15 protein-coding genes and 1 pseudogene are annotated in these 16,277 nt (G+C 70.0%); 9 read left to right on the top strand and 7 right to left on the bottom strand.

The features are described from left to right. Nucleotides 1-15: 15 nt before the first annotated feature. A pseudogene (locus tag QU603_RS01060) lies at nt 16-267 on the bottom strand (alpha/beta hydrolase fold domain-containing protein); the annotation flags it as partial. A 178-nt stretch (nt 268-445) separates the two neighbouring features. Between QU603_RS01060 and QU603_RS01055 the strand changes: the two are divergent. After that, nucleotides 446-745 (top strand): hypothetical protein, encoded by a 300-nt coding sequence (locus tag QU603_RS01055; protein ID WP_308492651.1) that lies wholly within the window; start codon nt 446-448, stop codon nt 743-745. On the opposite strand, the gene QU603_RS01050 is transcribed toward QU603_RS01055, so the two are convergent. The 3 genes from QU603_RS01050 to QU603_RS01040 are packed head-to-tail and all read right to left on the bottom strand — an operon-like array spanning nt 723 to nt 3,656. Beyond that, nucleotides 723-2,093: a phenylacetate--CoA ligase family protein gene (locus QU603_RS01050; protein ID WP_308492650.1), complete on the bottom strand. Its 1,371-nt coding sequence runs from the start codon at nt 2,091-2,093 to the stop codon at nt 723-725. The genes QU603_RS01055 and QU603_RS01050 overlap by 23 nt on opposite strands. Before the next feature lie 16 nt (nt 2,094-2,109). Then, nucleotides 2,110-2,517, bottom strand: a complete 408-nt coding sequence (locus tag QU603_RS01045; protein WP_308492648.1) for a (deoxy)nucleoside triphosphate pyrophosphohydrolase — start codon at nt 2,515-2,517, stop codon at nt 2,110-2,112. Next, nucleotides 2,514-3,656 (bottom strand): glycosyltransferase, encoded by a 1,143-nt coding sequence (locus QU603_RS01040; RefSeq protein ID WP_308492647.1) that lies wholly within the window; start codon nt 3,654-3,656, stop codon nt 2,514-2,516. Before QU603_RS01040 ends, QU603_RS01045 begins: the two co-directional genes overlap by 4 nt. A gap of 193 nt (nt 3,657-3,849) precedes the next feature. Here QU603_RS01040 and QU603_RS01035 point away from each other — a divergent pair, with 193 nt between their 5' ends. The 6 genes from QU603_RS01035 to QU603_RS01010 all read left to right on the top strand — a co-directional run bounded on the left by QU603_RS01035 (nt 3,850) and on the right by QU603_RS01010 (nt 10,957). Further along, entirely contained in the window at nt 3,850-4,110 is a 261-nt protein-coding gene (locus QU603_RS01035) for a glutaredoxin family protein (RefSeq protein WP_308492646.1), read from the top strand. A 21-nt stretch (nt 4,111-4,131) separates the two neighbouring features. After that, nucleotides 4,132-4,992, top strand: a complete 861-nt coding sequence (kynA, locus tag QU603_RS01030) for a tryptophan 2,3-dioxygenase (protein ID WP_308492645.1) — start codon at nt 4,132-4,134, stop codon at nt 4,990-4,992. Nucleotides 4,993-4,994: 2 nt separating this feature from the next. Continuing rightward, on the top strand, nt 4,995-5,990 hold the full coding sequence (locus tag QU603_RS01025) for an amidohydrolase family protein (protein WP_308493909.1): 996 nt from the start codon (nt 4,995-4,997) through the stop codon (nt 5,988-5,990). Beyond that, the gene (locus tag QU603_RS01020) at nt 5,980-7,242 is read left to right on the top strand and encodes a kynureninase (RefSeq protein WP_308492644.1); all 1,263 of its coding nucleotides are present in this window, start codon (nt 5,980-5,982) and stop codon (nt 7,240-7,242) included. The genes QU603_RS01025 and QU603_RS01020 overlap by 11 nt, the downstream gene beginning before the upstream one ends. A gap of 323 nt (nt 7,243-7,565) precedes the next feature. After that, entirely contained in the window at nt 7,566-9,296 is a 1,731-nt protein-coding gene (locus QU603_RS01015) for an aldehyde dehydrogenase family protein (RefSeq protein ID WP_370655338.1), read from the top strand. Beyond that, on the top strand, nt 9,293-10,957 hold the full coding sequence (locus QU603_RS01010) for a GMC family oxidoreductase (RefSeq protein WP_308492642.1): 1,665 nt from the start codon (nt 9,293-9,295) through the stop codon (nt 10,955-10,957). Before QU603_RS01015 ends, QU603_RS01010 begins: the two co-directional genes overlap by 4 nt. A gap of 251 nt (nt 10,958-11,208) precedes the next feature. On the opposite strand, the gene pip is transcribed toward QU603_RS01010, so the two are convergent. After that, nucleotides 11,209-12,192, bottom strand: coding sequence for a prolyl aminopeptidase (gene pip / locus QU603_RS01005; protein ID WP_308492641.1), 984 nt, complete (start codon nt 12,190-12,192; stop codon nt 11,209-11,211). After that, nucleotides 12,189-13,067: a KPN_02809 family neutral zinc metallopeptidase gene (ypfJ, locus tag QU603_RS01000; RefSeq protein WP_308492640.1), complete on the bottom strand. Its 879-nt coding sequence runs from the start codon at nt 13,065-13,067 to the stop codon at nt 12,189-12,191. The genes pip and ypfJ overlap by 4 nt, the downstream gene beginning before the upstream one ends. Before the next feature lie 167 nt (nt 13,068-13,234). Between ypfJ and QU603_RS00995 the strand changes: the two genes are divergently transcribed. Beyond that, nucleotides 13,235-15,010: a cation:proton antiporter gene (locus QU603_RS00995; protein ID WP_308492639.1), complete on the top strand. Its 1,776-nt coding sequence runs from the start codon at nt 13,235-13,237 to the stop codon at nt 15,008-15,010. 88 nt (nt 15,011-15,098) lie between these two features. Then, nucleotides 15,099-15,527, top strand: a complete 429-nt coding sequence (locus QU603_RS00990; protein WP_308492638.1) for a recombinase family protein — start codon at nt 15,099-15,101, stop codon at nt 15,525-15,527. Between the two features lie 3 nt (nt 15,528-15,530). Here the strand turns inward: QU603_RS00990 and QU603_RS00985 are convergent, their stop codons facing one another. Next, nucleotides 15,531-16,265 carry a hypothetical protein gene (locus tag QU603_RS00985; RefSeq protein WP_308492637.1) on the bottom strand — a complete coding sequence of 245 codons (735 nt, stop codon included), beginning with the start codon at nt 16,263-16,265 and terminating at the stop codon, nt 15,531-15,533. Nucleotides 16,266-16,277: the final 12 nt, after the last annotated feature.

The following is a 16,277-nucleotide window of genomic DNA, read 5'->3' as shown; positions in this document are numbered from 1 at the left end:
CACTCTAGGGGTGAGTCAGGCTGCCGACCTCAGGTGCTGGGCGAGGAACAGCGCCGCGCGGTCCAGGGCCTGCAGAAGGAGCGGCGGGTGCCCGGTGAGGTCTGCGGCCACCGCGGGGCTGACGAGCGCCTGGTCCGGATTCTGTCCCGCGAGGTACAGCGCGTTGATCGCCTGCAGGCTCTCACGAGTGAAGATCGGGTCGATGCCGGCCTTATCGTCCATGCTGGCCCCGGAGAAGGCGCCGTCCAGAGTGGGCGAGAACGCGACGCCGGCCGCCCACCCAGCGTCGTGTCGGAGATCCGCGCATCGCTGCTGATCCTCATCGCGGCCATCATGGCGGCGAAGCCCGCGCGCATCTGCTCGACCGGTTGCGGGCCGGTGACCTGCGGGGCCCCTCGCCGCAGCGCGTCGACGGCGCGGCGTTGATCAGGTCTTCGACGATCTGGTGCGATTCGAGACCGTGCTGTGGGAGACGATCGACGCCCGGCTGCGCGCAGCGGCGCAGGTCACGCTCGCCACGGTCAACCTGCTCCTGGTCACCCAGTCACAGCCGGCGTGCCGCGTGCAAGACATCGCCATGGCGCTCGAGATCACCGTGGGCGGCACCAGCCAGGCCGTTCTCGCCGGTGCCGATGCCGACCGCGGTTCGCACACGTGGGGCGCGTATCTGGCGCAGCGCGGGGCGGCGCCGTCGGTCGTCGCCCCGCGTGACATCCGGACCGTCAGGGGGCGGGCAGCGGGATGACGCGGCGGAACTTGCCACCCGGCTCGGGCTGAGGCGGCTCGTCGGCCCGGACGACGGTGACCCACGGCATCCCGTTCACGGCGAGCAGTCGCGCCAGCGCAGCGTGCGCGCGCAGCCAGACCTGCTCGCCGTCGTCGCCGTCGTTCACGAGCAGGCGCAGCCGCAGCGTGGTCGGCGAGTCCTGGACGAGCTGGAACTGCGCGACGCCGGGGATCGCGTCGAGGAGGGTGCCCAGCAGCATCGGTGACAGCGTCGCGGTGCGCTGCGCATCGGCGGGAAAGGTCAGCAGATCGGCGGCGCGGCCCTGCACCCGGATCGCGGGGAACGGGCTGCCGCACGGGCAGACGTCGGCACGCTGCGCGACGCTGTCGTCGAGGTCGTAGCGGATGATCGGCTGCGTGCGACTGGCCAGGTTCGTCAGCAGCGTCGTGTGCGAGGGCCGCCCGGGCGGCGTGGGCGTGAGATCGGCTTCGACCGGCTCGAGGATCGCCCAGTCGCTGTTGACGTGGTACCAGCCTTCGCGGCATCCCACGGCGAGAAAGCTGCATTCGGTCGCGGCGTAGGCCGCGCGCACGGGCGCGTGGAAGACCGTGGTGAGGCGCTGCTCGAGTTCGGGTGTCAGCGTCTCGCCGCCGGGAACGACGAGCACGGGCGAGATGTGCAGCCGGGCCGCCTCCTGCTCGGCGGCGAGCAGCGTGAGCATGCCGAGAAAGCCGCTGAGCACGGCCGGATGGAACTGGTTCAGCTGATTCACCAGCGCAGGCAGCGGCATCCGCGCCGAGAACACGCGCATCGCACGCCCCAGACGCGGGTGATCCAGGCGGAACCTCGCTGCCGTGGCGATCGTGCTGAAGTGACCACCGGGCGCGGTCACGATGGCCGTCCGGCCGCGGCGCAGGATCATGCGCACCGTGCCGCCGAAGCTGGTCATGCCGGCCGCCCGCGAGCTCAGCGCGGCCTCCATGCCGGCACTGCGCTCGTCTTGCACGAACAGGCCGCGCACGCCGCTCGTTCCCGAGGTCGTCGTGACCAGATATTCGTCGAGAAAACGGTGTCCGGCAAGCGCGGGATCGGCGACGAACGCCTCGACCTCCGCACGCGTGATGGCGGGGTCGGTCACCCAGTCGTCGAACGCCACCATGAGCGGGCGCTTGGACGTGACCGGCAGCGCCGTGATGTCATCGATGCCATCGGGCAGAGCCCGGTACAGGTCACGGAAGTGGGGCGAGTGGGCGCGGGCGTATGCGACGAGTTCGCGCAGGCGCTGCCGCTGACGACGCTCGATTCCGGCCGGCCCCTCTTTCGCCGCGGCGCGGGCATCCCGGGCGATCTTTCGCGATTGCCGCACGATGCCGACCGTACCGTCATTTCGACGGGTCGATCAATCCGGCGGTGAGCTCGCGCACCATCGGCAGGTCGGGATCCGCCCAGTCCAGGGCGGCGAGCTCTGTCGGGCGCACCCACTCCAGGCGATCGTGATCGGTGGACGCGACCGGGCGCCCACCCGCCAACGTCGCCGCGAAGCACAGCAGCCGGATGCCGCGGCCGCCGACCTGCGTCTGGTCGGCGCGCAGCATCCTGCCCACGACGACCTCCACCGACAGCTCTTCGCGGATCTCACGCGCAAGCGCCGCCTCGGCCGACTCCCCCGGTTCGATCTTGCCGCCGGGAAACTCCCACTTGCCGCCCGCCGATCGCTCGGGCAGCCGCCGGCACGCCAGCACGCGGTCGCCGTCGGCGATCACCGCCGCGACGACATCGAGCGCGCTCATAGCTCTCCGGGCGACGCAGCCTGCGCGTCGATCTCATCGACGACGTCGCGCATCACCGACTTCTTGCCGGCCTTGCGCGGCGCGTACACGACGAGCGAGTGGAACATGAAGCGCACGACGAACGCGACGGCCAGCGTGATGGCGGCGGCGATCACACTGGAAAGGTGCCACGTGTTCACCAGCAGCGCGATCACCGGGATGCGCACGAGCGCCTCGACGTTGTTGAATCCGAACGACTTGGCGAACCGTGTCCACAGGCCCGAGGCATCCGACCGCATGTCTTGGAAGACGAAGCGCTCCTGCAGCACGAAGTTGCCGATGATCGTCACTTCGGCGCCGATGATCGCGGCCGGAATGTAATGCATGCCGAGCGCGATCAACGCCCACATGATCGCGAGGTTGGCGACGGCGCCGAACCCGCCGATGATCGCGAACAGCGACATCTTGCCGAACCGCAGCGCGGTCAGCTGCACGAGAAAGCGCAGCCCCTGGCGCACCGAGGCCTTCGACTGTCCGGCGAAGCGGTCGGCGAAGCGGAACGGCACCTCGGCCACGCGCAGATTCCTGCGCGCCAGGATCTCGAGCAGGATCTTGAACCCTCTCGGCTTCAGACCGGCGAGATCCATGGCGGCGCGGTCGATCACGAAGAACCCGGTCATCGGGTCGGTCACCTCACGCAGCCGGATCGGGAACATCGCCCGGGTCAGCGCGTTGGACACCCGCGAGATCAGCACGCGAGTGCGGTCTGCCAGACCTTGAGCAGATCCCTCGCCGACATAGCGGGATGCCACGACCATGTCGACATCGCCGCGCACGAAGCGCGCGAACAGCGTGGGAATGTCCTCGGGTGGGTGCTGCAGGTCGCCGTCCATCACCAGGCAGGTGTCGGAGGCGGCGGCCCGCATGCCCTCGACCACCGCGCCGCCCAGCCCCCCGGTGGGCGCGTCGCGGTGGATGAGGCGCACCGGCAGGGGTGCGGATGCCGCAGCCGCGCGCACGGCGTCGGGTGTGGCATCCGTGCTGTCGTCCACGAAGATGATCTCGGCCTCGACGCCCTGCACGGCGATCGCCACCCGCTGCACGAGGGCTGCCACATTGGGCTCCTCGTTGAAGGTCGGGACGATGATCGACAGCTGCATGGCTTCTTCCGGTCGGGCTCTCTTGTGCGCGGTCGGGCGCGCAGGCTCCACCATCGTCCCATGCACGCCTGTCCATCCCCAGGGTGATGGACGAATCCACACCCCGCACACGCGCGATCGCCAGCCTTCTCTCGATTCGCCGAGCATCGCCGCGCACAGGACCCGACCAGCCACGGGCGAGGACAATGGAGACATGACGACTTCTCAGAACACCATCAAGATGTTCGGCGCCGAGTGGTGCCGCGACTGCCGCCGCACCAAGAAGCAGCTCGACGAGCTCGGCATCGACTACGAGTACATCGACCTGGAGGCCGACCCGGCCGCCGCCGATGTGGCGAAGGAGATCTCGGGGCGCACGAACATCCCCGTGGTGGTCTACCCCGACGCATCGCACCACGTCGAGCCCACGAACGCCGAGGTCGAGACCAAGCTGCGAGAACTGTCGCTGATCTGATCGGTCGATAAGCTGAGTGGCGTGGACAAGGGAGTCGAGCGCAACACTCGAACGATCGAAGAGACGGTGGTCACCGACTTCGCCGATCGGATGACCTACAGCGGATACCTCGAACTGCGCACGCTGCTGTCGGCACAGCATCCGCTCAGTTCGCCGGAGCATCACGATGAGCTGCTGTTCATCGTGCAGCACCAGACGACCGAGTTGTGGCTCAAGCTGATCCTGCACGAGCTGGGTGCTGCGTGCGCACATCTGCGTGCTGACGAGCTGGCCCAGGCGCTGAAGTGCGTCGCACGGGTCAAACACATCCAGAAGCAGATCACCGATCAGTGGTCGGTGCTGGCGACGCTGACGCCGGCCGAATACGCGCAGTTCCGCGGAGTGCTCGGCAACGCGAGCGGATTCCAATCCGCGCAGTATCGCGCCGTGGAGTTCACGCTCGGCAACAAGCACCGCGGCATGCTCAAAGTGTTCGAGTCCGATCCGGTCAACCACGCGCTGGTGAAGGCGGCGCTGGAGGCCCCGAGCCTGTATGACGAGTTCCTGCGCCATCTTGCGCGTCGGGGATTCGAGGTTCCGGCATCCGTCCTCGAGCGTGACGTGACCACCGCGTGGGTCTATGCCCCCGAGCTCGTGCCCACGTTCATCGGGATCTACGCCGACCCCGATGCCCACTGGGATGCCTACGAGACGTGCGAGGAGCTGGTCGACCTCGAGGACAACTTCCAGCTGTGGCGGTTCCGGCACCTGAAGACCGTCGAGCGCATCATCGGACACAAGCGCGGCACGGGTGGATCCAGCGGTGTCTCGTTCTTGCAGCGCGCGCTGGATCTGACGTTCTTCCCCGAGCTGTACGCGGTGCGCACCGAGATCGGGGCGTGACGATGTCCCCGCACAGTGCCGAACGCGGTGCCCCGCACAGTGCCGAAGAGCTCGCGGCGCTGCTCGGGCCGACCGCGCGCCGCTGCCGGCTCGGGATCGCCGGCGACGAGGGCATCGCCCTGGCCCCGCTGACCGACCACCACCTGCACCTGCACCTCGTCGACGAGCACGCGCTGCCCGCCCACGGGATCGCTGCGGCCGTCGACCTGGGCGGCGACCCCGCACACTTCGCGCGGCGCCCGAAGCAGAGCATGCCGCATCTGGAATATGCCGGGGCCTTCTTGACCGTGCCGGGCGGGTACCCGTCGTTCCGGTCGTGGGCGCCGGCCCAGATCGTCGACCTCGTCACGAACCCCTCGTCCGCGCCCGGAGTGCCCGGTGGAGCGCGCACGTGCGTGGACGAGATGGCCGACGCGGGAGCCGCCGTCATCAAGATCGCGCTGAACGCGGCCGAGGGCAGAGTGTTCGACGCCGAGACCCTGCAAGCGGTGGTGGATGCCGCGCACCGGCGCGGTCTGCCGGCGGTGGCGCACGTGGAAGGCGACGGGATGACCGTGTTCGCCCTCGACGCCGGCGTCGATGTGCTCGCGCACGCCCCGTTCACCGAACGGCTGGATGACGCGCTCATCACGCGATGCGTGCGGGCCGGGCAGATCTGGATCTCGACGCTGGACATCAACGACGACCCGGCGACCGCTGTCGCCAACGTCACCGCGTTCGTGGCCGCGGGCGGACGGATCCTGTACGGCACCGACCTCGGCAACGGCGACCGGCCCAGCGGCCTGCTCATCGACGAGCTGGTCCTCCTGCACGAGGCGGGGGTGCGCGGGCCTGCGCTGATCGCGTCGCTGACCGATCCGTGGCCGCGGGCGGCATCCGACACGGGGGTGGCCACATTCGTTGTGGGCACACCGCCCGAGTCCCCCGAGGCTGTTCCCGAATGGCTGCGCGGTGCGCGGGTGGTGCCGGCGGAGGAGCTGATCACGGATGAGTACTGAGGGCGCATCGGCGCCAACCCTCGACGAGGTGCGGGCCGAGGCATCCGCCCTCGATGCGGCCGACCCGCTGCGCGCGCATCGCGACGCGTTCGTCGGGTCTGAGACACCCCTCGTCTACTTCGACGGCAATTCGCTCGGCCGACCGCTGCGAGTCACCGCCGAGCACGCCGCCGCCTTCGTGCGCGAGGATTGGGGCGCGCGTCTGATCCGCGGATGGGACGAGCAGTGGATGGCGGCGCCGTTCGCTGTCGGCGACGACATCGCGCGCATCGCGCTGGGCGCCGCACCCGGACAGACCGTGGTCGGCGACTCGACGACCGTGCTGCTGTACAAGCTCGTGCGCGCGGCGTTCGATTTCGCGCACGCTGCCGACCCGGATCGTGTGGAGATCGTGGTCGATCGCGACAACTTTCCCACCGACCGGTATGTGGTCGAGGGCATCGCCGCGGAGCGCGGCGGCGTCGTGCGGTGGATCGCGGCCGACCTCGCCGCCGGGGTGACTGCCGACGCACTGCGGGCAGCCGTCGGGCCGCGGACGGCGGTCGTGCTGCTCAGCCACATCGCCTACCGGTCGGGATATCTGGCGAATGCTGCAGCATTGACGGCGATCGCGCACGAGGCCGGCGCCCTCATCGTCTGGGACCTCTGCCACTCGATCGGAGCCGTGCCCATCTCGGCTGACGCGTGGGGATTCGACCTCGCGGTCGGCTGCACCTACAAGTACCTCAACGGCGGGCCCGGCTCGCCGGCGTTCGCGTACGTCGCCGCACGGCACCAGAGCGCGCTGCATCAGCCCGTGCAGGGATGGATGGGCGCCGCCGACGTGTTCGCGATGGGCCCGGAGTATGCGTCCGGACCCGGGATGCGGCGCTTTCTGTCGGGCACGCCGCCGATCACGGCGATGCTCGGCATGCGCGACATGCTGGCGCTGATCGAGTCGGTCGGGATGGACGCCGTGCGCGAGAAGTCGGTCGCGCTCACCGAGTTCGCGATCCGGCTCACCGACGCATGGCTCGCACCGCTCGGGGTCACGGTGGCTTCGCCGCGGGATGCCGCTCAGCGCGGTGGACATGTGACCCTGTCGCACCCCGCGATGCGCGCGGTGACCGCACGTCTGTGGGAGCAGGACGTGATCCCCGACTACCGCGACCCGGGCGGGCTGCGGATCGGGCTGTCGCCGCTGTCGACGTCGTTCGCCGAGGTCGCCGACGGCCTGGTGAAGGTCGCCGCCGCGCTCCGCGCGCTCGACTGAGCCGCGGTGCGGTGAGGCGGGCCGATCCGGGCCCCCGCAGCGTGTGCCAGAGCGACGGGGTCGCAGTGGCGGTGGTACGCCGTGCCACGCGTAGACTGAGATCCCGCCCGAAGGAGAGCGACGTGCCCGCACCCGCGAACAGTCCCCAGCCGTCCGAGAGCGAGAAGGCGAGCGCGAGCGGCAAGCGTCCCGCGGCAGCCGCCAAGAAGGCCCCCGCGAACAAGGCGCCCGCGAAGACAGCCCCAGCAAAGAAGGCCCCAGTAGACGGGGCTTCGAACAGGAAGGCTCCTGCGAAGACCGCAGTCGGGCAGGCCGCGGCATCCATCGACTCCGACGTACGGCAGGCGCTCGATGCCGCCGTCGAGGCGGTGCGCACCGGCGCCCGGTCGTGGACGCACTTGACGCTCGAGCAGCGCGCGCGGCTGTTCGAGCGCGTGCGCGCGACCGTCGTCGCGTGCGCCGAAGAATGGGCCATGACCGCGGCCCGCAGCAAGGGCCTGAACGCCCATCACCCGTTGGTCGGCGAGGAGTGGCTCTCAGGCCCGTATGCCGTGCTCGGGGCCATCGACGGATACATCGCGACCCTGCGCACGCTGGCCGACGGCGCGAGCCCCCTCGACGGCGTCAAGACCGACATCGCCCCCGGGGGCCGGGTGCGCGCACACGTCTTCCCGACCCACGCGCTGGACAACGTGCTGCTGTCGGGCTTCACCGGCGAGATCTGGCTCGAGCCGGGCGCGACCCTCGCCGAGGCGAAGGATGCCGCAGGCCTCGCGCAACGGCACGGGCCGCGGCATCCCACCCCCGACACGACGGTCGGACTCGTGCTGGGCGCCGGCAACATCACCGCGATTCCCGTGCTCGACGTGTTCTATGAGCTGCTGGCGGGCAACCGCGTCAGCGTCCTGAAGGTCAACCCGACACAGGACCCGCTGGTACCGGTGTTCGAGCGGGCGCTGGCGCCGTTGATCGAGCCGGGGTTCCTGCGCATCGTCCGCGGCGGCGGGGATGTCGGGGCGTACCTGACTGAGCATCCGGCGATCGAGCACATCCACATCACGGGGTCGGCGACGACGTTCGACGCGATCGTGTGGGGCACCGGCGCCGAGGCGAAGCGGCGCAAGAAGGCCGACGACCCGAAACTGACCACGCCCATCACGGCGGAGCTGGGCGGCGTCTCGCCGATCATCGTGGTGCCCGGCGACTGGAGCGACGCAGACCTCGCGTATCAGGCATCCCACATCGCGACCATGCGGCTGCACAACAGCGGCCACAACTGCATCGCGGGCCAGGTCGTGATCGTCAGCCGCGACTGGCCGCAGCGCGACGCTTTTCTGCAGGCGCTGCGCACCGCCTACGCCGACGCCCCGCGGCGCCCGGTCTGGTACCCCAACAGCGAACGGAAGATGGATGCCGCAGCCGCGGATTATCCGGACGCCACATGGTCGGCCGACCGCACGCGGGCGCTGGTCGAGGTGGACGCCACGGGCGCGGGCCCGGGCGTGGCGACAGCTCTGGAGACCACCGAGTACTTCGCACCGGTGCTGGGTGTGGTCGAACTGGGCGGCAACGGCCAGGAGTTCCTCGATGCCGCGGTCGCGCACGCGAACGACAGACTCGCGGGGACCCTCGGCGCGAACGTGCTGATCGACCCGGCCACCCAGCGTGCGCTCGGCGACGGGTTCGAGCGTGCCATCGCCGACCTGCGCTACGGCGGCATCGCGATCAACGCTTGGACCGGCATCGTGTTCGCCACCCCCGTCCTGTCGTGGGGTGCGTTCCCCGGAGCCACGCTCGAGGACGTCTCCAGCGGCATCGGCGTCGTGCACAACACGCTGCTGCTGGACCGGGTGGAGCGTTCGGTCATGCGCGGGCCGTTCCGTCCGTTCCCCCGTTCGGTGGGCGCTGGCAACCGCTTCTCGGCACTGCCCAAGCCGCCGTGGTTCGTCGATTCGCGCACGGGCACGGCGGTGGCCGAGGGCCTGACCCGCTGGCACATGGACCACAGCGTGCGGGGCCTTGCCGCCACGCTCGCGAAGGCGATGCGGTCATGAGCCGGTCGTTCCGCTCCGCCGGCTCGGGGACCGGATCGGGCGCAGGCGCCGGGGCGCTCGAGGCCGACTACGTCATCGTGGGGGCCGGGTCGGCAGGCGCCGCCCTGGCCGCGCGCCTGACCGAGGATCCCCACGCGACCGTGCTGCTGCTCGAAGCCGGCGGGCCCGACAAGGCCATGGAGCTGCACGTGCCGGCCGCGTTCTCGAAGCTGTTCCGCGGCCGGTACGACTGGAACTACGACACCGTTCCGCAGCCGCACCTGGACGGCCGCACGGTCTTCTGGCCGCGTGGCAAGACGCTGGGCGGCTCGTCGTCGCTGAACGCGATGATGTGGGTGCGCGGCTTCGCCGCCGACTACGACGGATGGGCCCGCGAGGCGGGGTCGGCATGGTCGTGGCAGGCGCTGGTGCCGTACTTCCGCCGGGTGGAGAAGACGCAGGATGCCGCGGACCCCACGCAGGGCACCACCGGCGCGCAGCCGGTCGAGCATCAGCGCGATCCGCGCCCGCACACGGCGGCATTCCTCGATGCGGCGCGCGAGGCGGGCTACCCGGTCACCCCGCCGAACCTGCCCGACGGCCAGGGCTTCTCGCAGACCATGGTGACCCACCATCGCGGGGCACGGGCATCCACCGCCGACGCCTACCTGCGACCGGCACGGGGCCGACGCAACCTGCGGGTCGTGACCGGAGCGCTCGTGCGCCGGGTGACTTTCGCGGGTCGGCGCGCGACGGGGGTGTACGTCGAGATCGACGGCATCACGCGACATGCACTCGCGCGGCGTGAAGTGATCCTGTGCGGCGGGGCGGTGAACACCCCGCAGCTGCTGCAGCTTTCGGGCATCGGCCCGGCCGCACACCTGTCCGAACACGGCATCGCGATCGTCGTGGATGCATCCGAAGTCGGCGCGAATCTGCAGGATCACCTGGTCTCCGGTCTCGCTCCGGCCGCGCGCGGCGGCACGCTGTTCGGTGCCCAGACGCCCGCGCAGCTGATCGCGTATCTCACACGCAGACGCGGGATGCTGACCTCCAACGTGGCCGAGGCCTACGGGTTCGTGCGCACCGAGGTGGCAGACGAGGCCGGGATGGCCGCGCCGCTCCCCGACATCGAGATCATCTTCGCCACGGCGCCCTATGTCGGGGAGGGTCTCGTGCCGCTGCCCGCCGAAGGGCTCACGGTCGGGGCGATCCTCCAGCAGCCGCGCAGCCGCGGCACCGTGCGGCTGGCATCGACAGACCCCACTGCTGCGCCGCTGATCGACCCGGCGTATCTGTCCGACCCCGACGGCGTGGACGAGCGGACGATGCTCGCCGGACTCGCCGTGTGCGAACGGCTGATCGACACCGCCGCGCTGCGGGCGGTGACCACCGGCGGCTGGGTGCTGCCCGCCGGCGGCGAGGCGATGTCGCCCGACGAGCGGGCACGCGTCTCGCTGCACGGCTACTCGCACACGCTGTACCACCCGGTCGGAACGGCACGCATGGGGCAGGATGCGGCATCCGTCGTCGACCCTCAGCTGCGCGTGCGCGGCGTCGAGGCCCTGCGTGTGGCGGACGCCTCGGTCATGCCGAGGATCATCCGCGGCCACACGAATGCGCCGTCGATCGTGATCGGCGAGGTCGCCGCCGACCTCGTGCGCGCCGGCCGCGGCCGCTGAGCGGGTTCGGCGGGTTGCGGGTGCCCCGGCCGCGGGCGCGGGGCCTCGCGCACCGACCGCCCGACTGCCCGACCGCCGACCGACCCCCCAACCACCGACCGACCCCCCAACCGTCGAGCCAGGGGATTATTGGTGAGACCGGGGACGAGGTCATGGGTTTCACCAAGAATGCCCTGTCTCGCCGAAATTCCGGGGTCGCGGGGGCGAACGCGTGGCCGAGCGCGAGGCCGAGGCGAGGGGATGTCGAGGTGTCAGGCGTCGCGGGCGAACAGGTCGGTCGCGTCACGCAGCGCGCGGGCGATACCGGGCTCGGACGCCGAATGGCCCGCATCGGGCACGATCACGAGCTCGGACTGCGGCCACGCGCGATGCAGATCCCACGCCGTCATGATCGGCGTGCACATGTCATAGCGTCCCTGCACGATGACCCCGGGTATGTCGCGCAGCGCGGTCGCACCATCGATGAGCTGTCCCTCGCGGAACCAGCCGCTCTGCATGAAGTAATGGTTCTCGATGCGCGCGAAGGCGACCGCGTGCTCGGGCTCGACGGCATCCGCCACTCGATCCGGATCGGGCCGCAGCGTGACGGTCTCGGCTTCCCACCGGGTCCAGGCGACCGCGGCCGGCACATGCACGGCCGGATCCGGGTCGATGAGCCGCCGGTGATACGCCTCGATCATCCGCGAGCGTTCGAGCAGCGGGATAGGAGCGATGAACTCCTCCCACAGGTCGGGGAACACGACACTCGCCCCGCCCTCGTAGAACCACTCCAGCTCGTGGCGGCGCAGTGTGAAGACGCCGCGCAGCACGAGTTCGCTCACCGAGGCGGGGTGCGCCTGCGCATACGCGAGGGCGAGGGCGCTCCCCCATGAGCCGCCGAACACCTGCCACCTCTCGATGCCCAGGTTGCGCCGCAGCAGCTCGAGATCGGCGACGAGATGCCAGGTCGTGTTGAATCGCAGCGAGGTCCCGGGCTCGGAGGCGTGCGGCGTCGACTTGCCGCACCCGCGCTGGTCGACCAGCACGATGCGGTACTTCTCCGGGTCGAAGAAGCGGCGCTGCCACGCACTCGTGCCGCCGCCCGGTCCCCCGTGCAGAAAGACGACGGGCTTGCCGCTCGGATTGCCGCTCTGCTCCCAGTACACGCGGTTGCCGTCGCCGACGAGCAGCATGCCGGTCTCGTACGGCTCGATCGACGGGTAGAGGATGCCGTCGAAGTGGTCGGATGCGCTCACAGGTCACCTCCCGCGACGGAGAACGTGTCGCACGCGTTCACCCCGTCGCGATAGCCGGCGGTGAACCAGCGCACACGCTGTGCGCTCGATCCGTGCGTCCACGATTCGGGGTTGACCCGGCCCGTCGCCTCTTTCTGGATGTGGTCGTCACCGACCGAGGCTGCAGCATTCAACGCATCGTCGATCTGCGCCTGGGTCGGCTCTTTGATATAGGCCACCCCAGCGGCGTCCTTCTGACCTGCGGCATCCTGGACCCATGCGCCGGCGAAGCAGTCTGCCTGCAGCTCCGTGCGCACCCCGTTGCTCGCGGGTCCGGTGCCGTTGTTCGGATACTTCTGCATGATGCCGGTGATGTCTTGCACGTGATGCCCGTATTCGTGGGCGAGCACATACATCTGCGCGAGGTTGCCGCTTGTGGCGCCGAACTGCTGGTGCAGCACCGAGAAGAACGCCGGGTCGATGTACACGGTGGCATCCCCCGGGCAATAGAACGGCCCGGTGGCGTTGGATGCCGTACCGCACGGCGTCGGGGTGGACCCGTCCACGATCACCAGACCGGCATCCTGATATCCCTTGATGTAGGTGCCCCAGTATTCATCGAGCATCGTGGATGTCGCGGCCAGCCGGCATGTGTCGTCGCGGTTGGCATCGGCTCCGGTGCGGCAGCCCTCGACCGCCCCCTCATCCGAGCCGCCCCCGGTCTGGACCTGCGTACCGTCTCCGAGCAGGCCCGACAGATCGCCGCCGGTGAGAAGGTTCAACAGCAGCACGACGACAACACCGAGACCGGCCACACCTCCCCCGGCCACGGCGATCCCGGCGCCACGGCGACGAGCTTTGCTCCCCCCGACGTTCGCATTTTCATTGAACGTCATGTGGACTACGGTATCGCGGCGATGCACTCTGGGCGATATCCCGGCCTGCGCGCCGTCACCGACAGCGAATAGGCTCGGCACGGACATGCCTCCATCGGCATGCTCGAACCGTGGCGCAGACGGGCCGTGGCCGGTCCGGATCCCGACGCGAAAGGACAGGTGCGCACATGGACCGAACGCTGCTCGTGCTGCTGGTCGCGGTCGCGGCAGTGCTGGTGATCGCCGTCGTCACCGCCCTCGCCGAGCGATGGGGAGTGGCCGGGCCCCTGGTGCTGGTCGCGATCGGTCTGGTGATCTCGTTGATCCCGGCGGTGCACATCCCGCCGATCCCTCCGGAGTGGATTCTCGTCGGAGTGCTGCCTCCTCTGCTGTACTCCGCTGCGGTGAATGTGCCCGCCATCGAGTTCCGGCGCGATTTTCGGGCCATTTCGGGTCTGGCCGTGCTGCTGGTGGTCGTCAGCGCCCTGGCGCTGGGCGGCTTCTTCTGGCTCGTGGGCATTCCGCTGCCGGTCGGCATCGCGCTGGGCGCCATCCTGAGCCCGACCGACGCGGTGGCGACCTCGATCGCCAAACGTCTGGGCATCACGCCACGGGTCGTGACGATGCTCGAGGGCGAGAGTCTGCTCAACGACGCGACGGCCCTCGTGCTGCTGCGCACGGCGATCGTGGCGATCGCCGGCAGCTTCTCGATCTGGGGCGCGATCGGCTCTTTCGTCTGGGCGGTGGTGTGCGCGCTCGTGCTGGGGGCCGTGGTGGGGCTGCTCGCCGTGAAGCTGCGCGGCTGGGTGGGCGGGTCGGCGGCCAACACGGCGATCAGCTTCGCGGTGCCGTTCCTCGTGTATGTGCCCACCGAAGAGCTCGGCGGATCGGGCCTGGTGGCCGCGGTCGTCGCCGGCATCGTCGCCGGCCAGGGCGCGCAGCGTCTGCTCACGCCCGAGCAGCGCCTGAGCGACCGGATGAACTGGCGCACCGTCGAGCTCGTGCTCGAAGGCGCCGTGTTCTTGGTGATGGGTCTCGAGCTGCGCGAGATCGTGACGGCCAACATCACCGAATCGGGTGGACTGTGGCACGGCATCTGGCTGGCGCTGGTGGCTCTGCTGATCGTGATCGTCGTGCGGGCGGCATATGTCAGCTTCTTGGTGTGGGCGTCGGGCCGCCGCGCGGCACGGCTCGACCCGGAACGACTCCAGGCGTTCAACGGGCGCCTGGATGCGATCGCCAACGGCGACGAGCCGATGCCGCACGGCCCAGCACCGCTCGGCGCCGGCAAGCGCGGGTTGGGCACGTTCGGCCGGGTGCTCACTCCGGCGCAGGCACAGCGCTGGGTCGGCACGATGCGCGCCCGGGTCACCCAGCTGCTGGGCGACATCGACTACTACCGCAAGAGCCCGCTGAACTGGCGCCACGGCACGGTGCTGGTGTGGGCCGGCATGCGCGGCGTCGTGACGCTGGCCGCCGCGCAGACCCTGCCGCGCGAGGGCATCGACCATCGCGCGCTGCTCGTGTTCATCGCGTTCCTGGTCGCGCTGATCAGCCTCATGCTGCAGGGGTTCACGCTGCCGACGCTCGTGCGCGTGCTCCATCTGGCCGAAACCCCGGCCGCGTCCGGTGCCACGCAAGAGCAGCGAGAGCTGGACGAACAGCTGCGGCAGGCCTCGGCATCCTCTCTGCACGACGGCAGTCTCGAGCGTCGTGACGGCAGCGCGTTCCCGCCCGAGTTCGTCACCGGCGTGGCCGCACGGTTCGCCGATGCCGCCGAGCTCCCGTCCACCATCGACACCGGAGAACTGCTCGAACTGCGACTGGCGGCGATCCGCGCACAGCGGCAGCGACTCAGCGAGCTCAGCCACGGCGGCACCTACAGAACCGAGACGCTGCGCCGTGCCCTCGCCCAGCTCGACGCCGACGAGCTGAGTCTGCAATTGCGGCTGGACGACCACTGACAGATCGGTCGCCTGCGCCACGGTCGCGAGGTGCGGATGACGCAGCCGGCGCCGACGGGAGACAATAGAGAGGAGGGGGAGAAGAAGGATGCACGACCAGACCAGCCCGATGCCGCACACGCACGTCGCGGCCGAGTGCCCTGAGTGCTTCGTCGAGCTGCAGCGGGACCGGAACTTCTGGCAGGCTCGTCCGGCCGGATCGCGCCTGGTGGGACTCGTCGTGGCACGCCCCGACATGCCGAGCATCAAAGAGCAGCGCGACGATCTGGCGCGCTTCGGCGTGCCCATCGCGGGCTTTCGCCACCCCGCCCCCGAGACCCTGGAGTCGTGGGAAGAGCGTCTCGTGCGACTGTTCGGCACGCTCGAGCGCGGTGACGTGCTCGTGGTGACCAGCATCCACGCCCTGGGGCGCGACATCGACGAAGAGACCCGCACGGTCGCCGCCCTGCGCACGCGCGGCGTCGTGGTCAAGGTGCTCAGTCACGACGGGCGGCATCTGTTCGACACCGGGCGCTGAGCCTCAGTCGTCGTCGGTGCCGGCGGACTCGGCTGCCGCAGCGGCCTCGGCATCCAGCAGCGGCAGATCCATCCGCGTCACCAGACGCGCAGCGACCGCGTGCTCGACCAGTCGCACCCTGCGGTTGGTCGCGTAGGAGCGGACACCTCCGCGCATGCCCGGCACCCCGATGCGGTCGAGCTTGTCGCATACGTTGTCGAGCTTGCGGTTGAAGCGCGTGAGCGTCCATCCCAGACGCTCCGCCGCCTGCGTCGAGGTCGGCAGCTCGCTCATGCCGGCGCCTTCCCGGCGCAGCACCGGCTCGGCAAGCGCCAGGATCATCACCTTCTGGCTCGGTGTCAGCGGCACTTCGCCGATCGTGCTCTGTCCGTCGCTCTCGTCGAAGCGCATCATCTCGCGGAACGCGGGTTCGGCGGCATGCACGACCAGCTCGTACGTGGTCGGACCGGCCGAGAAGATGACCGTCGTGGTCTCGAACACCAGCGGCAGGCGCGCACCCGGTGCGAGCCAGGCCTGCACGCGGCTGCCCGAGTCGGTGACGGTCGCGGCCAGCCGGGACCCGACGTTGGAGAGGATCCACAGCCCGTCGGAGCATTGGATCGTCAAGAAATGCCGGTGCAGGAACAGGTTGTCTTCGATGGCCAGATCGCCCTCACGGCCGACGGTGAACACCTCACCGGCGGCCACCGGGTAGATCTCCCCCGCGAACTCGACACTCACGTGCTGGGCGTGTGCCATGCCCCCGTCCCC

The sequence above is a fragment of the Microbacterium terrisoli genome (assembly GCF_030866805.1).
GTDB lineage: Bacteria > Actinomycetota > Actinomycetes > Actinomycetales > Microbacteriaceae > Microbacterium > Microbacterium terrisoli.
Note: the sequence above shows the minus strand (reverse complement) of the source record. Positions and strands in the feature narration are given on the sequence as shown.